Annotated in this window: 18 protein-coding genes, 3 tRNA genes and 1 rRNA gene; 12 read left to right on the top strand and 10 right to left on the bottom strand. The window is 37.2% G+C overall.

All coding sequences use genetic code 11. From position 1 onward, the window contains the following. The 12 genes from P9Q65_RS05625 to P9Q65_RS05570 all read left to right on the top strand — a co-directional run. Positions 1-190: ribosomal RNA gene (locus P9Q65_RS05625) — 23S ribosomal RNA — on the top strand; the annotation flags it as partial. A 73-nt stretch (positions 191-263) separates the two neighbouring features. Continuing rightward, positions 264-339 (top strand) — tRNA-Trp (locus tag P9Q65_RS05620). Positions 340-372: 33 nt separating this feature from the next. Continuing rightward, positions 373-446: transfer RNA gene (locus tag P9Q65_RS05615), tRNA-Asp, on the top strand. 5 nt (positions 447-451) lie between these two features. Beyond that, positions 452-524 (top strand) — tRNA-Val (locus P9Q65_RS05610). Between the two features lie 88 nt (positions 525-612). After that, positions 613-789: a DUF6472 family protein gene (locus P9Q65_RS05605; protein WP_304508389.1), complete on the top strand. Its 177-nt coding sequence runs from the start codon at positions 613-615 to the stop codon at positions 787-789. A 14-nt stretch (positions 790-803) separates the two neighbouring features. Beyond that, complete coding sequence (locus P9Q65_RS05600; protein ID WP_304508388.1) at positions 804-1178, top strand: ACT domain-containing protein; 375 nt, start codon at positions 804-806, stop codon at positions 1176-1178. Between the two features lie 338 nt (positions 1179-1516). Next, positions 1517-2020 (top strand): signal peptidase I, encoded by a 504-nt coding sequence (lepB, locus tag P9Q65_RS05595; protein WP_330695238.1) that lies wholly within the window; start codon positions 1517-1519, stop codon positions 2018-2020. Positions 2021-2438: 418 nt separating this feature from the next. Continuing rightward, complete coding sequence (locus P9Q65_RS05590; RefSeq protein WP_304508387.1) at positions 2439-4001, top strand: DUF3794 and LysM peptidoglycan-binding domain-containing protein; 1563 nt, start codon at positions 2439-2441, stop codon at positions 3999-4001. Between the two features lie 346 nt (positions 4002-4347). Beyond that, positions 4348-5190: an amino acid ABC transporter substrate-binding protein gene (locus P9Q65_RS05585; RefSeq protein WP_304508386.1), complete on the top strand. Its 843-nt coding sequence runs from the start codon at positions 4348-4350 to the stop codon at positions 5188-5190. A 106-nt stretch (positions 5191-5296) separates the two neighbouring features. Continuing rightward, a complete protein-coding gene (locus P9Q65_RS05580) occupies positions 5297-6028 on the top strand; it encodes an amino acid ABC transporter permease (protein ID WP_304508385.1) in 732 nt (243 codons plus the stop codon). Positions 6029-6040: 12 nt separating this feature from the next. Continuing rightward, positions 6041-6802, top strand: coding sequence for an amino acid ABC transporter ATP-binding protein (locus tag P9Q65_RS05575; protein WP_304508384.1), 762 nt, complete (start codon positions 6041-6043; stop codon positions 6800-6802). 12 nt (positions 6803-6814) lie between these two features. Beyond that, a complete protein-coding gene (locus tag P9Q65_RS05570) occupies positions 6815-7630 on the top strand; it encodes a hypothetical protein (protein WP_304508383.1) in 816 nt (271 codons plus the stop codon). Positions 7631-7711: 81 nt separating this feature from the next. Here P9Q65_RS05570 and P9Q65_RS05565 read toward each other — a convergent pair whose 3' ends face one another. The 10 genes from P9Q65_RS05565 to P9Q65_RS05520 form a co-directional block, all read right to left on the bottom strand. Beyond that, on the bottom strand, positions 7712-7936 hold the full coding sequence (locus tag P9Q65_RS05565; RefSeq protein WP_304508382.1) for a carbon storage regulator: 225 nt from the start codon (positions 7934-7936) through the stop codon (positions 7712-7714). Between the two features lies 1 nt (position 7937). After that, positions 7938-8381 (bottom strand): flagellar assembly protein FliW, encoded by a 444-nt coding sequence (fliW, locus tag P9Q65_RS05560; protein ID WP_304508381.1) that lies wholly within the window; start codon positions 8379-8381, stop codon positions 7938-7940. Positions 8382-8398: 17 nt separating this feature from the next. After that, positions 8399-9007 (bottom strand): DUF6470 family protein, encoded by a 609-nt coding sequence (locus P9Q65_RS05555; RefSeq protein ID WP_330695235.1) that lies wholly within the window; start codon positions 9005-9007, stop codon positions 8399-8401. Positions 9008-9032: 25 nt separating this feature from the next. After that, positions 9033-10028 (bottom strand): flagellin N-terminal helical domain-containing protein, encoded by a 996-nt coding sequence (locus P9Q65_RS05550; protein ID WP_304508380.1) that lies wholly within the window; start codon positions 10026-10028, stop codon positions 9033-9035. 20 nt (positions 10029-10048) lie between these two features. Beyond that, complete coding sequence (gene flgK / locus P9Q65_RS05545; RefSeq protein ID WP_304508379.1) at positions 10049-11629, bottom strand: flagellar hook-associated protein FlgK; 1581 nt, start codon at positions 11627-11629, stop codon at positions 10049-10051. 32 nt (positions 11630-11661) lie between these two features. Continuing rightward, positions 11662-12117 (bottom strand): flagellar export chaperone FlgN, encoded by a 456-nt coding sequence (gene flgN / locus P9Q65_RS05540; protein WP_304508378.1) that lies wholly within the window; start codon positions 12115-12117, stop codon positions 11662-11664. 20 nt (positions 12118-12137) lie between these two features. After that, on the bottom strand, positions 12138-12443 hold the full coding sequence (locus tag P9Q65_RS05535) for a flagellar biosynthesis anti-sigma factor FlgM (RefSeq protein ID WP_304508377.1): 306 nt from the start codon (positions 12441-12443) through the stop codon (positions 12138-12140). Between the two features lie 281 nt (positions 12444-12724). After that, positions 12725-13777, bottom strand: coding sequence for a protein-glutamate methylesterase/protein-glutamine glutaminase (locus tag P9Q65_RS05530; protein ID WP_304508376.1), 1053 nt, complete (start codon positions 13775-13777; stop codon positions 12725-12727). 34 nt (positions 13778-13811) lie between these two features. Further along, positions 13812-14624: a CheR family methyltransferase gene (locus P9Q65_RS05525; protein WP_304508375.1), complete on the bottom strand. Its 813-nt coding sequence runs from the start codon at positions 14622-14624 to the stop codon at positions 13812-13814. A gap of 12 nt (positions 14625-14636) precedes the next feature. Next, positions 14637-15113 (bottom strand): chemotaxis protein CheW, encoded by a 477-nt coding sequence (locus tag P9Q65_RS05520; protein ID WP_304508374.1) that lies wholly within the window; start codon positions 15111-15113, stop codon positions 14637-14639. Positions 15114-15124 lie beyond the last annotated feature (11 nt).

Here is a 15124-nt window from a genome sequence, read left to right as displayed (position 1 = left end):
TGCACAGCCGGGTAGCTATGTATGGAACGGATAAACGCTGAAGGCATCTAAGCGTGAAGCCGCCCTCAAGATAAGATTTCCCATTCTTCGGAAGTAAGGTCCCTTGAAGATAACGAGGTAGATAGGTTGGAGGTGTAAGCATGGTAACATGTTCAGCTGACCAATACTAATAGACCGAGGGCTTGACCAATAAAACGATTGATGATATAATAATTCTTGTGTTCAGTTTTGAAGGTGTATCTTCGCTTTGCGAAATACCTTATAGGGGTATAGTTCAGTCGGTAGAACGTTGGTCTCCAAAACCAAATGTCGAGGGTTCGAGTCCTTCTGCCCCTGCCATTTTATACATTATCCAGCGCCATATTCTAATGTGGCTCAGTAGCTCAGTTGGTTAGAGCGCCGGCCTGTCACGCCGGAGGTCGTGGGTTCGAGCCCCATCTGAGTCGTTTATGGGAGTTTAGCTCAGCTGGGAGAGCATCTGCCTTACAAGCAGAGGGTCACAGGTTCGAGCCCTGTAACTCCCATTTCTAAACCACTTCTTATATTAAGAAGTGGTTTTTGTTTTTAATGCAGATTATTTTAATAATATTCTTAAGGAAATAGGAGCGGAAAATGAAATCAAACTGCGAGATGTGTATTTTTTTTAGTTATGATGCGGAGTATGATGAATATTATTGTCAAGTAAACTTGGATGAGGATGAGATGGAAAAATTTTTAAGGGATGATTTTAGGGGGTGTCCCTATTATCGTTTAGAGGACGAATATAAGACGGTGCGAAAGCAAATGTAAGGGGGGAGTACGCAGTGCAGTTGGAATGGTTAAGCAAGGAATTTGCAGTTGCAAAATGGACAAGAGAGCACAAGATTGAAGAGTTAGGAGAGTTTAGTTTTTGGTCGAGGACAGATCAAGAACTTTCATTGGTTTGCCCTACGGAATGCTTGCCGCAGGATGTGGAAAAACATGAAGATGGATGGGTAGGTTTTCGTGTGGTGGGACAGATGGACTTTTCACTAGTAGGGATACTTGCTGGAATATCAGGATGTTTAGCAGAAAAAGATATTAGTATTTTTGCTGTTTCAACTTTTGACACTGACTATATATTCATTAAGAAAGACAATGTACTACTAGCACAAAAACAGTTGGAATTAAAAGGGTGGAATTTTAAGAATAAAAAATAAACTTACTTCCGGCATTGGAGTAAATAAAAATTATTACCATTTCCAATAAATTTTTACAAATAAAAGGATAGATTTATTTTTCCTTTTAAAGGTTAAACTAATAAAGAATTTTTTGAACATTGAAATTAAAATTGTATTTAAAGATCTTTAAAATCAATAATTATTTAACTTCTATATTAAAGTAATACTTGCCAATCTATAAGATTGGTATTTTTTATTGCTAGGAAAAAAATAACAGTGGTTTTAGCTTGCTATTTTTGGAGAAATTTGTATACTTTTATATAGAGGTGTAAGTTTTTGTTTATTGGATAAATAATTGCAATGAGAGGTAAAGTGCTTTGAATGAGGTTTTGAAAGATTGGGGAAATGTAATTCTGCGTGCAGGAATAATTTTATTAATATTTTTTTTCTTTTTTTGGCCAATGAAACTTGAGGGAAGTTCTATGGATCCAACATTAAATGACGGAGATATTGTTTGTATGAGCCGTTTTTTTGTACAAATGGGATGGTATGAAAAGGGAGACATTGTTGTTTTTCAATATAATGATAAAGGAAAGGAAAAAACGGTGCTGAAGCGAATACTTGCCACAGAGGGTGATCATATTCGTTTATTAGTGGATGGTTCTGTTGAAATAAATGGAGAGATATTGGAGGAGGACTATGTAAATGGAGAAACGAATGGTATTGTGGATATGGTAATTCCTAAAAATTCGGTGTTTGTTATGGGAGATAATCGAGAATTGAGCTATGATAGCCGACAAATGGGTGTCATTTCTTCGGATGACTTAATTGGGAAAGTATTTTTTCGCTGGTTTCCTTTAAATCAGATGAAAGATTATTAAAGGTATCAGCGTAGAATTTGATGAAAAATTGAGCGTCATTTTATTTTATGCAGAAATGATTTGTTTAGAGCATGAGATTGTAGCGGTATGCACTGAAATATAATTATTTTCAAACTTAATAAAATTTCCTTTGTGAGGATAGTTTTCTTGCTCTAATATTTTGGTCTAGACGTAAAAACTCCCATGTGCATAATTATTAAAATATAATTTATGCGCCTGGGAGTTTTTCTTTGTAAGTTTGCTTTTATGATTGCGTGTGCATTGAAGAATTTTTACGAGAATTCCCGAGTTTTTGGAATACAATAGAAGAAGTTCAATATATTTATATATAGACAAAGGGTGGATGGTGACCGAAAAAAGGGAAAAGCCCGAAATCAGTGTCTGAAAGCTGCCGCAAGAATAGCAAAGGAGGTTTTTTATGCCGATGGAATGGGAAAGAGAAGAAATTGTATTGAAACAGCAAGGTGGGAAACAAGCCTCTCAGATCTTGCTGGAAGGGGATATCATCGCGCCTGACAGCAAGCCTGACGTAAATGAAGTTTTGTGTTGCCGTGGTAAGATTAAAATGAAGGATGTACGGGTGGGAGAAGATCGTATTAACTTCTCAGGTGATTTGGATCTCAACATCCTATATTCTTCTGACAAAGGAGAAGATGCAATTTATGCAATGAATTCCAGTTTACCTATTGAAGATATTATTTATATGGATGGATTGGAAAAGGATATGCAGGTAAAATTGACAACAGTGCTGGAGCATTTAGATTGTGAAGTAATCAATGATAGAAAGCTGGGAGTTAAGGCCGTAATCGGGATAACAGCAAATGCAGACCGTGTACATAAAGTGGAAGCAGTTGTACCCAGTGAGGGCAAAGGAATGGCCTTTTTGGAGGGCAAACTTCGTATGGAAGAGGTTGTGGCTGAGAAAAGGGATAGGTTTACCGTTAAGGAAGAGATTACTTTACCGCAAACGGCAGCAGCGGTTGGAGAAGTACTATCCGCTGAATTTTGCTTAGCAGATGAAGAAATTCGTCCCATGGATGGAAAAGTAATGATCCGCAGCAATTTATTAATGGATATTTTATATACCGATGACCAAGGTACAGGAACTGTACACGTGTGGAGTGAAAAAATTCCCTTTAATGGGTATTTGGAAGCTGAGGGAATTACGCCGAAAAGTATAGTAGATTTGAATCTAACGATTGATGAAACTTCGATTAAAACAGAACTTGATGATGATGGTGAACCAAGAATTCTTGACGTAGATGTTACCATTTTAGGGGAACTATCTGCGTGGGATGTGGTAGAAAAAGACGTAGTAACAGATGCCTATGCTCCGGGTATGGAGACAGAGGTTATGCGGGAAACTGTGACATATCCGGTTTCTGTAGGAAGAACAAAAAATCAATTTTCAATAAAAGAAAAAATTACATTGGATAAAGAAGAACGCCCGATGTTACAAGCTGGAAAAGCATGGGGAAATCTTTTGATTCAAGATGTAAATGCGCAAGATGACATGATAGAGGTAGAAGGGGTACTAACAGTAGAAATTATGTATTTCTGTCAGGAAGATGACCACGCTGTTTGTATGCTGAAAAGAGGAATTCCATTTAGTCAGAAAATAGAAATGAAGGGTGTAACGGCTCAGGATGAGATCAATACAAAAGGTAATCTGGAAGAAATTGATTTCCAAATTTTATCTGACCAAGAAGGGGAATTGCTTGCCTCGATTATGCTTGAAGTGGATGCTAGAAGAGAAGAAACTTCACAGCTTGTAACGGATATCTGTTTGAAAGACTGCGAAAATACACAAAGACCAGTAGCAGGGGCGGTGATTTATACCGTGCAGCCCGGAGATAGCCTTTGGACAATTGCAAAACATTTTGATACTACAATCGAGCGTATTTTAATGGTGAACGACATTGAGGATCCGGATAAAATCTATCCTGGGCAAAAACTATTAGTGATTAAAATGACTCACTAATGAAGTGGTAAAAGCTAGTGCTATTTTTGTTCAGGCAGATTTCAGGAGTAATATGTTTTTTATTAGCAATAGGAATGTCCATAGACAAGAGCTTTTCAGAAGGAGAGACTTTACTATTAAGGAATTTAGCGGATAAAATCACTAAATCAGGCAATAAAGAGAGATATTCTAATATAATTAGTGGGCGGCATGAGCTGCCTACTTTTTTATGTTATAATGAAAAAAGAATTTAGCAAAAGTTGAAAAACCTCTTTACTTTAGCGTGGTAGTGTGATAATATAATAAAGAGTTTACAGACTGTGTAGTCATGTGGGAAGAAAAAAATTAGTAAAAGGGGAAATGGAATATGAAGAAATATTTAGCACTAATTTTAGCGATGGTAATGAGTGTTTCTGTGCTTGCAGGCTGTGGCAGCAGTGCTGGGGAAAATGAAGCGGCTCCTGGGGAAGATACCGCAAAAGAAGAACGTACAAAATTAACTGTTGGCTTTGATGCAGAATATCCGCCTTATGGTTTCCGCAATGAAGCTGGGGAATATGTTGGGTTTGACTTGGATTTGGCTGCAGAAGTCTGCAAACGCCGTGGATGGGAATTGGTAAAGCAGCCCATTGATTGGGATGCAAAGGATATGGAATTGAATAGCGGTTCTATCGATTGTATCTGGAATGGCTTTACTATGACGGGCAGAGAAGCAAATTACACTTTCTCCGATCCTTATGTAGACAACAGTATTGTTTTTGTAGTCAAAGCGGATTCTGGAATTAAAACAAAGGCTGATTTGGCAGGAAAGGTTGTTATGACCCAGGCTGATTCTTCTGCATTGGCTGCCTTAACAAACGAAGAAGATAACGAAGAAAATTTGGCATTGGCAGAAAGCTTTGCATCCTTAGAGCAAACAGCTGACTATAATTCAGCATTTATGAATTTGGAAGCAGGTTCCATTGATGCAATTGCCGTTGACATTGGTGTTGCGCAGTATCAGTTGACTTCCCGTGGGGACACATTTGTTATGATGGAAGAACCTCTTTCCAAAGAACAGTATGCAATTGGCTTTAGATTGGATGACACGGAATTGCGTGATCAGGTTCAGGAAACATTGAATGAAATGTTAGAGGATGGTACATTTGATACTATTGTAGCAAATTATAAAGATTATAATTTGGATCAAATGGTTTGCCTTGGCAAATAATTTGATATTACATAAATAGATAAATAAAGCGTGTCGGAAACCCGGCACGCTTATCCTTGCTTTATAAGGGGGATATGTAAAAAGTGTAAAATATGGGGGTTTTTTTATGGGTATAGCCGAATATTTAAATATAATACAACAGCTTGGGGAAGGTATGCTAGCTACGCTGCTGATTTTCGTTTTGACTTTAGTTTTTTCTATGCCCTTGGGGCTTTTGGTGTCATTTGGTCGTATGTCAAAATGGGCACCATTTGGTTTTTTGATTTCAGAAAATCCGTTGGAAGTGAAAGGATTTCATAAATGGCTTGGTAGTTTCAAGCCTATTCAGTGTCTAGCGAAAATATATATTTCGGTCTTAAGGGGTACTCCATTAATGTTACAGCTTTTGGTAGTTTATTTTGGCCCTTACTATGTTTTCGGTATTTCTTTAAATAAAAGCTATCGTTTTATTGCGGTGTTAGTTGGTTTTTCTATAAATTATGCAGCTTACTTTGCAGAAATCTATCGTTCGGGTATTGAATCCATTCCTGTGGGGCAGTATGAGGCTGCTTCGGTTTTAGGGTACAATAAATATCAAACTTTTTTTAAAATTGTTTTCCCTCAGATGGTAAAACGTATTTTGCCGCCTGTTACAAATGAAATTATTACATTGGTAAAGGACACTGCCATGGCTTTTGTATTAACTTATACGGAAATGTTTACCGTTGCAAAGCAAATTGCGGCTGCAGAAAAAACGATTATCCCTCTATTTATTGCAGGTGTATTCTATTTTATATTTAATGCAATAGTAGCATATGTAATGGAAAAAGTAGAAAAAACTTTGAGTTATTATCGGTAAGGAGGGGTAGAGATGAAGGTATTGGAGATAAATCATTGCAACAAAAAATTCGGAGACAACGAGGTATTGAAGGATATTTCACTTTCTGTTTCAGAAGGACAGGTTGTATCAATTATAGGGCCTTCCGGTTCGGGAAAATCCACACTATTGCGTTGTGCAACTTTGTTGGAGACAATGGACGGCGGAGATCTTAACTATTTAGGGGACTATGCCGCAAAAGCTGACGAAAGCGGAAAATCAATTTATGGTGATGGAAATAAGCTTAGAGACATTAAAAAACATTTTGGACTTGTTTTTCAAAATTTTAATTTATTTCCCCACTACTCTGTAATGAGAAATATTACAGAACCACCCATTTTAATTGGGAAGAGACCTAAAGATGAAGTTTTTGCAGAGGCAAGAGAAATTTTAGCTAAAATGGGTCTTTCCGATAAAGAAGACGCCTATCCATTTCAACTTTCGGGAGGACAGCAGCAGCGTGTGTCCATTGCCCGTGCTTTGGCAATGAAACCAAAAATTTTATTTTTTGATGAGCCTACTTCTGCTCTTGATCCGGAGTTGACGGGAGAAATTCTTAAGGTAATAAAGGACTTAGCGGCGGAACATATGACAATGGTAATTGTAACCCATGAAATGTCCTTTGCAAGGGATGTATCAAACCACATAATTTTTATGGATGGCGGCGTGATAGTGGAAGAAGGTGCGCCTGAAGAGGTAATCAATCATCCGAAGCAGGAGAGAACAAAAGCATTTTTAGGGCGTTTTGAACAGTAAGGTGGGGAGTTTATGGAAATTCAGTTTATAAAAACCAACCCAACTGAAAATATGACGATTTTGGTTGAAACAAAGATTCCCGTAGAAAAGCAATTAGCAGTGGGACAAAAGCTCATAGCGTATAATGGCATTTATGGGGAGCAGGCGGGTTTTATTCAAGAGCCCAATGATCAACGGGCTGCAAAGGCGTTGCGCATGATGGCGGGTGAATTTTGTGGAAATGCAACTCTTTCTTTGGCTGCGTGGATCATGGAACAAAAGCATATGCCTATAGGAGAAAAGGAATTTGTATTATTGGAGGTTTCGGGTGCCAAAGATTTGGTGTTGTGTGAAATCCAAAGAGAGAAACAAGGATACTTGGGAAAGGTTGATATGCCCTTACCTTTATCCATAGTTTGGGAAGCGTTTCAATTGGAAGGGGAAACACTGACATTACCTGTTGTGCATTTTGATGGCATAACACATATCATCGTGGAAAGAAAAATATGGGGTGATGATGCCAAAAGTAAGGCCGAACAAGCTTCTATAATATGGGGTGAAAAAATGTCGGAGGTTTTTGGAATACTTCTTTGGGAGGAAACCACTGGACAATTGGAACCTTTAGTTTGCGTGAAAGATGCCAGCCTGATTTGGGAAAAAGGCTGCGGCAGTGGTACCTCAGCTGTTGGGGCTTTTCTTGCGATGCAGGCAGAAAAAGACATTTCTTTACAGTGTAAGCAACCGGGGGGCACAATGGGCGTAAAGGCTTCTATGAAAGATGGGAAACTGGTTTCTTTACAAATTTCGGGGCATGTATCAATTGTAGCCGTAGGAAAGGCATACGTTTGATTCGTCCATAATCTTTACAATAAAGAGAAAAATAAAAAAGGAAGTGCTATTATAACCTGAATAGTGCTTCCTTTCATTTATTTACTTATTAAATATTTTTTTCAATAACGCCACTGAGTCATTGGAGGAGGACAGAGCTTCCATATTACTCATGGTGGCAAGTTTAAGCTCTTCTCGAATAATGGGAATATCTTTAGGCGCTTCAATTGAAATTTTCACCTTGTCAGAGGAGATATCCTGTATTGTAATTTTAATATCTTCGCCTATATATATGGATTGACCAATTTTTCTCTGTAATACCAGCATATCAGCCCTCCTTATGAATAAGCTTCTGAAAGGGATACTTAAAGGGGTAGTCGGAATTTTCCAAAATAATTTGTTTTGCCATTCTGTTTTCTGTATTCACAACTACAGGACATCTTAGGTTTGTGGTGCTGTTTGGAATTTCATCCCGAAGAACACAAATATTATAGACGGAAAGTGTGCTTGGGTCATCTAATTTTAAGTCTTGAATATCAGTATCTGAAAGAGAAACAGCGTATTCAGGAATAAAGTTGTATGGGTTTATCATTACAAAAGCAATATTTGCTTCGTCAATGCTTTGCAGACAAATGGGAGAACCGTTATTATTCTCAAATTTAATTAAAATAAATTTTTTATGGTTTTCAAACCCAAAAAGACCGTGTTCAAATGAAATCACATCCGTGTATTCATACTCCATTTTGGAAAAATATTTTGTTTCAAGCTCCATTTATTCACCTCATTTGGTTATGCTTTTAAATCGGTAATCGGAACATATTCGGGATCTGCGCTGGGGGGCACATAAATAGGGCCTCCTATGTATTCAATCATAACATCAGGCTGTTGCGTAATTGAAATTTCAATATTCCCCGGTATAAATTCAAAATTTCCGTTTAGTACTTTCCAGTCAAAATTAAGCTTATCCAGCTCGTATTCCATGGTCATTTCGGGTTCGGACCAATTTAGTTCAGGCCTTGTGGTAGGAAGAAAGGTAATACCTACATTTGTATTTACCTCCATTTTGGATGCTGCAATTTTTCCAATCACATCTTCACCTATCTTTGCATTTAAAAATAACTTTCCCTCACGGGCATAGGTAGCCGTTGCTTCGTATGCGGCCATTTTGCCTTTTTCGGCGGCATTTTGAATACTTGTTTTGACCGTTGGATTTACGGAATTATAGCATTCAAAAGAATCAATATCTAATTTAATAGGATCACTTTTAATTTTAAGTCCGCCAGCATCTCTGGAAATTTCCAACTGTGCATTTGAATTGTTATATTCCAAACGTGCATTGTTTACCTCCAATTTAAATTTTAAAGGTACTGAAGTTATTTTTAATAAAGGATCCATCATTTCCCCCCCCTTATTTTGTAGCTTATTAGCTCATAAAATCAATAAAAGACTGACTAAGAATACTAGTTCCTACTTTTAGTGCAGCATTATATGCATACTGTGCCCAAGAGTACTCCGAAATAGCTTGCGCTAAGTCCACATTTTCAACTGTAACAATTTTTTCATTTAGAGTTATTTGATTATCCTCCAAACGCTCTTTGGTGGTATCAAGAAAATTACTTTTTGTACCTAAAACGGTAACAAAATCTGTAATATTATTTTTACATTCTTCGAATTGCTTGCTTAGTTCATCTAATTTATCTTGATCAATTGGCTCTTTTTCCAGCTCATCTGCCACTTCGCCCATTAAATTTACAATATTTTTATCCATACCATCTTCAGTTTGTCCATAACCAAGGGCTGAAAGTCCTGAAAATGCAGTATTAAAAGCACTGTTTTCATCTAAGCTTCCATTATCAAAAGACAGGCCAAAGCCGATATCAACATAAATTTTTCCGTTTTCCATTTCTTTTAATTGTGATTGCACATCAGCGTCTGTGCTGGAAACATCCAGTCCATAGTATTGAAGCTTTCCGTCTACAAGCTCAAATGGAACTGCATCGGTTGTTTCTCCACCAAAAAGAAAAGCATCTCCTAGCTTTGAATTAGCAGACATAACTATGGATTCTTGCATTTCTCTAAGGCTATTTGCAATGGTTTGCCGTGACTCGGTGCTTGAGGTGCCGGATATACCCTCTAAAATGAGTGCATTTGCTTCTTTTGCAATGCTGCTCATTCCCATAGCACTGCTTTCAACAGCATCGAGATGAGAAATGGCCTCATTCACGTTATCAAGATGATCTCCAACATCTGAGTACTCTTTTCTCAATTTATATGCTGTTGCAGCAGCAGCAGGATCCTCGGAAGCCTTGGTGAAATTTCTTTTTGTAAGTACACGGTTTCTTGTATCATTTAATTCAGAGGTAGATTTTGAGAGGTTTGTTTGATAATTTCGCAAAACCTGACTGGTTGTAATCCTCATTATAAAGCCACTCCTTTTTACTATCTGCCAACAATACCCATTTTATTAATTAAGGTATCTAAAGCTTCATCTAAGGTTGTCATTAATCTGGCTGCTGCTGCGTATGATTTTTGATATTTTAAAAGATTGATTCCTTCTTCATCCAAACTAACTCCGGAAATGGAGTCTTTTGCATCAGAAATCTCGTTTGCAACAGAAACATAGTTGTCTAAAAGTTCTTTTGTAGATTTAACATCAATACCCAAGGTAGTGTTTAGATTGGATACAAATTCATGGAAAGTCCCTTCAAACATGGTAACATCATCAGTGTCATCAGGGAGTGTGCCTTCATCAACAAAGGATTGATCCACCTGTAGGGCATCTATCATTTTCAAGATATTGTCATTTTCGCCGGAGGCGGGGGTACTTCCGTCTGCTTTTACCGATGCAGTTATCCCATATTCGGAATCAGACCAACCGGAGGCAACACAGATATTTTTTGCTGTAATTTCTCCTCCATCGGAGGAACTAAACATATTATGCAAGTCCTCGGGGAGTGTACCAGATGGCAATCCTGCATTATTAAGATCGTTAAACGTGGAGGCCAATTTATTTGCCATAAGGTCTAACATTTTTTCATAATAGCCAATACCTCGGAAAGCGTTGCTTGTACCATCAAAGGCGCCGGAGGAATTTAAAAATTCCAAACTGCCTTTTAAGGAACCGCTTGTCAGTTCATCATAGATATCCTCTCCAATGACGTTGCCACCTGAATCCTTAATGGGATTTCCGTCACTGTCAACGATATTAAGCTGTGTTGTTCCGTCAGGAATTTCAAAGTTTACATGGTCTAAATGATTCAAAAGGTTTATTGTATTATTTTCACCCACAAAATCAATTTTTAACTCATCAATGGATAGGTTGTCGTTAATTTTTGTTGGCACATAAGAAACGTCAATTTTTACATAGCTTGCCAATTCATCAATCAGGGTGTTTCTTTGATCAACCAGCTCCAAAGCAGGGGTGCCATTAATTTGACCATCCTTAATTGATTTGTTTAGTTCTGCAATGTTTGAGAGAATATTATTAATTTCGGGTACATCAACCTCAGTTAGGCTATATTCTTGATTGGAACGGATTGTCTCCAATTGTTTTGCGCATTGATTAATATATTTCGTTAAAGATTCGGCGGAAGATTTTACCATATTATCATATTCTTCGCTGCCAACCTTGCCAGAAAGTTTTTGAAGCATGGTTTTAAGGTCGCTAAGTTGGGTTTGCATACCGTCTGACGTGACTTCATCTAAGACAGATTCAAGTTCCTGAAGTCCGGCCAATTTTACATCGGTTTCTCCAACCTTTGAGACCTCGTTGCGAAATCTAATATCCAGGTAAGGATCCCTTACTTGTGAAATTCCCGTAACTAAAGTGCCATATCCTACGTTGGCTACACTTGCGTAACGTCCGGATTTATTAAGGTTTAAGCTTACCTGATCAACCACCTGCCGTGTATAACCGGTGGTGTTTATGTTTGAAATATTTTGTCCTGTTACATTTAGTCCATATTGGCTTGCGCGAAGGCCTAATTGGGCAGCAGTAAACCCTGCAAATGTTGAACGCATGAAGTTTTCCCCCTTTGGTTACGTTTGAAGTATCAAGCAAATCTATTTTTTAGATTGTTCCCAGAGGACATTTGATTTTGTTCCACACCCGGGTTTATGTTTAATTTGCTGAGTTTTGTGTTAATTAAATGCAATTTAACATCCAGTGCATTTTTTACGCTGTCGTTTATGGCATGAAAGTCACTGGTGGCTTGCTGAAGCAAGGAATAAAGGCGGTTGCCTTCCTTTTTTTCATCTTCAGGAAGCCGATCAATAATTTCTTTGAATTTTAGGTCGTTATAGCCTAGAGATGCTTGAACTTGTTCTCTCTTTTTATCTAGTCCCTTTAATTTTAGTTCCATAACCTGCTCATTTTTAAGGCAAGTGTTTAAGGCATCCAAGTTGTTGGAGGTAACTGCTTCTAGTTTATCTTTTTCTAAAGTGGTAAGGTTTTTAAAAAGATCAATTAAGCTTAAAACGATATTGTAAAAATCAACGATATTTGTCATAATTTCAGTCCTTTTCTAATTTAAGAAAGCAACATTTTTTTTGTAATCTGGTCTATATCGATTTTATAAGTGCCGTCCTGAATTTGTTGTTTCAAATCTTCTATTTTTTGTTCTGAACAAGGGGCAGCTATTTCTTTAGATATTTTATTTTTTATTTCGTCCACAAAACTGGTTTCGTCTGTTTTTTCAATTTTTCCGCTAATAATGAGTTCATCGCAGTTTTTAGTTCTGGAGACAGAACTGTTTTGCGAAGAGGATTGTTGTAGTTTTCCTTTATTATTATTGGTAGACTGCATATTAAAAAAATGATTCAGACTTACTTTCATAAAAATTCTCCTTACTGTTTAACAGATAATTAGGTTCATTAATATATATCGGCATGTAAGCTGTAATCATAATATTTATCTGAATAAAAATAAAAAACATTATTATAAAAATTTAGACAGGAAAGGCATTAATAGTGGATTTTTTGTGTACTTTATTGTCTAATATTGTTTTATTTTAGCGATAAAAAAGCCCGTTTGCTTTGTATAAGATTTATTTTACAAATCTTTGCAATACGGGCCTTTATTTAGGAGTTGAAATTTTTTCTGAATTCTAAAAAAGTTTATCGTGCAAGACTGGTTAGATGTCTGCGCAGAACCAAAGCTATGTTTTCGAAAGAAGCCTCGATACTAACAGCACCAATGTTTTTTGCTACCATGGGCATTCCGTAAACAACACAGGATTCTTTGTTCTGCCCAATGGTGTAAGCCCCTTGCTTGCGCATATTCAAAAGCCCTTGGGCGCCATCTCGGCCCATACCTGTCATAATGATACCAACGGCATTTTTTTTTGCAACTTCCGCAACGGAGTTGAATAATACGTCAACGGAAGGTCTGTGTCCACTTACCTTGTCCGCTTGAAAACATTTTACAATGTAATTTGAACCCATTTTTGCAAGCTTCATGTGATAATCGCCGGGGGCAACCAAAATAAGACCGCTTTTGATAATATCCCCATCAGAAGCCTCTCGAACTTCCATTTTGCAGATCCGGTTTAACCTTTCTGCATACATTTTTGTGAAGCCGGGAGGCATATGTTGAACAATTAGAATACCCGGGGTATCTTCAGGCAGATCCTTAATAACAGGGATGGTAGCCTCTGTGCCCCCTGTGGATGCACCTAGTGCAATAATGGTTGCATTTGTCAACCTAGAAGGCTTTATTGGCGAAAAGTTTGTTTTTGGCAGTGCTGCAGTTGTATTTTTATTTAAGCTTGCAGATACCCTTGCCCGGCTTGCTATGGCTATTTTTGAAGCAAGTTCGTCAATAAAAGCAGCAATACTGTCTGTTTTAGAAAGCTCAGGTTTTTTAACAAAATCCACTGCCCCCGCAGCCAGTGCATCAAAAACACTGATGTTGAGAGACGAAACTAACACGACGGGAATAGGATTTTCCGGAAGAAGCTGTTTTAAAAATTCAATGCCATTCAGCTTTGGCATTTCCACATCAAGGGTTACAACGTCAGGTTTAAGCACCGGTATTTTTTCTTTTGCTTCGAAAGCGTCCCTAGCATATCCCAAAACCTCAATATGGCTGAATTCAGCAAGCTTTTTTGTAAGAACCCCTCGAAAGAACAGGGAGTCATCTACTACCAATACCTTAATTTTTTTATTCATTCAATGCAACCTTTCTTAATTGTATAAATACCAATTAAATTTTTCTGTATACTGCAGGCATAGTATATTTATAGTTTGTGTTATTTTTATTAACCGTTTCAGAAAGCCCAATAATAAGATATCCGCCTTGATTAGTGGAATTGTAGAATCTGTCTACCAAAGCATCTTTTGTTTGCTGGTTAAAATAGATCATTACATTTCGACAAAAAATAACATCAAATGGGATCTTAAATTGTATGGGATCCATTAAATTAAAGGGCTTAAAGATTACGTTTGATTTTAATGCTGGGGTTACTTCATACTGATCGGTGTTACCCACACGATTAAAGTATTTTCTCACCCATTCACTAGGCATATCTTTAAAAGAATCTTGGGGATAAATTCCCTTTTGTGCCTGGAGAAGAACTTTTTGAGAAATATCCGTTGCCAGAACACGCGTATCCCAACGGGGAGCCTCCTTACCTAAGAACTCTTTCATTAAAATAGAAAGGGTATAGGGTTCCTGACCGGTGGAACATCCTGCACTCCAAACACTTAGAACTTTTTCTTTTTTGTTTTGAACGAGATAGGGAAGAATCGTTTGGGTGAAGAAATCAAAATGAACCTTCTCTCTCATAAAATATGTGTAGTTTGTCGTTAATTTATTTAGTAAAACTTCAACATCCTTTTCTGTGGATTTGGTAAGAATATAATCAACATATTCAGAAAAATCATTAAAACCCATTGAAAACAAAGTTGAGTTTAACCGCCCTTCAATTAACTGTTTTTTCTTTGAAAGATTTATGCCGTACTTTTTTTGAATAAAGGTATAAAGACGGACAAAGTCGTTTTCTTTTAAAGTATTCATTCATCAACCACCTTATTTATTGCTAATCAATAAATCACAATCCAAAGAGTACATAACACTGCCGTCATTCAAATTTGTCATTCCATTAATAAAGGAAAGATTATTTTTAGAAGGAGGCGCAGAAATTTTGTTGGGCATATTGATTACCTGTAAAACGGTATCTACCAAAACACCAATAGAGATTGAGTCAATTTCTAAAATAATAACACATAAAATAGAATTATTTTCATTTGCCGGTTTATCCATTATTTGACGAATGTCAATGATGGGCACAATCTGACCTCTTAGGTTAATCACACCCAAAACATATGGCGGAACCATGGGCAGAGCTGTAATACTGGGGCTTGTAATAATTTCAACTACGTTTTCGATGGGAATTCCATAAACCAAATCGGCAGAAATAAACGTGAGATATTTATTTATGATTTCTTCTGCGTCTGCTAAATTATATTCCTCATCCATCATTACATTATTATTTTCTGTTTTCATTGTAACATTCC

Source organism: Anaerotignum sp. (genome assembly GCF_030625865.1).
Lineage (GTDB): Bacteria > Bacillota > Clostridia > Lachnospirales > Anaerotignaceae > Chakrabartyella.
Note: the sequence above shows the minus strand (reverse complement) of the source record. Positions and strands in the feature narration are given on the sequence as shown.

Bases quoted from the DNA above. Each gene is read 5' to 3' on its own strand.
- P9Q65_RS05605 (WP_304508389.1), top strand. From the start codon at position 613: ATGAAATCAAACTGCGAGATGTGTATTTTTTTTAGTTATGATGCGGAG.
- P9Q65_RS05590 (WP_304508387.1), top strand. From the start codon at position 2,439: ATGCCGATGGAATGGGAAAGAGAAGAAATTGTATTGAAACAGCAAGGT.
- P9Q65_RS05585 (WP_304508386.1), top strand. From the start codon at position 4,348: ATGAAGAAATATTTAGCACTAATTTTAGCGATGGTAATGAGTGTTTCT.
- P9Q65_RS05580 (WP_304508385.1), top strand. From the start codon at position 5,297: ATGGGTATAGCCGAATATTTAAATATAATACAACAGCTTGGGGAAGGT.
- P9Q65_RS05575 (WP_304508384.1), top strand. From the start codon at position 6,041: ATGAAGGTATTGGAGATAAATCATTGCAACAAAAAATTCGGAGACAAC.
- P9Q65_RS05570 (WP_304508383.1), top strand. From the start codon at position 6,815: ATGGAAATTCAGTTTATAAAAACCAACCCAACTGAAAATATGACGATT.
- P9Q65_RS05565 (WP_304508382.1), bottom strand. From the start codon at position 7,936: ATGCTGGTATTACAGAGAAAAATTGGTCAATCCATATATATAGGCGAA.
- fliW (WP_304508381.1), bottom strand. From the start codon at position 8,381: ATGGAGCTTGAAACAAAATATTTTTCCAAAATGGAGTATGAATACACG.
- P9Q65_RS05555 (WP_330695235.1), bottom strand. From the start codon at position 9,007: ATGATGGATCCTTTATTAAAAATAACTTCAGTACCTTTAAAATTTAAA.
- P9Q65_RS05550 (WP_304508380.1), bottom strand. From the start codon at position 10,028: ATGAGGATTACAACCAGTCAGGTTTTGCGAAATTATCAAACAAACCTC.
- flgK (WP_304508379.1), bottom strand. From the start codon at position 11,629: ATGCGTTCAACATTTGCAGGGTTTACTGCTGCCCAATTAGGCCTTCGC.
- flgN (WP_304508378.1), bottom strand. From the start codon at position 12,117: ATGACAAATATCGTTGATTTTTACAATATCGTTTTAAGCTTAATTGAT.
- P9Q65_RS05535 (WP_304508377.1), bottom strand. From the start codon at position 12,443: ATGAAAGTAAGTCTGAATCATTTTTTTAATATGCAGTCTACCAATAAT.
- P9Q65_RS05530 (WP_304508376.1), bottom strand. From the start codon at position 13,777: ATGAATAAAAAAATTAAGGTATTGGTAGTAGATGACTCCCTGTTCTTT.
- P9Q65_RS05525 (WP_304508375.1), bottom strand. From the start codon at position 14,624: ATGAATACTTTAAAAGAAAACGACTTTGTCCGTCTTTATACCTTTATT.
- P9Q65_RS05520 (WP_304508374.1), bottom strand. From the start codon at position 15,113: ATGAAAACAGAAAATAATAATGTAATGATGGATGAGGAATATAATTTA.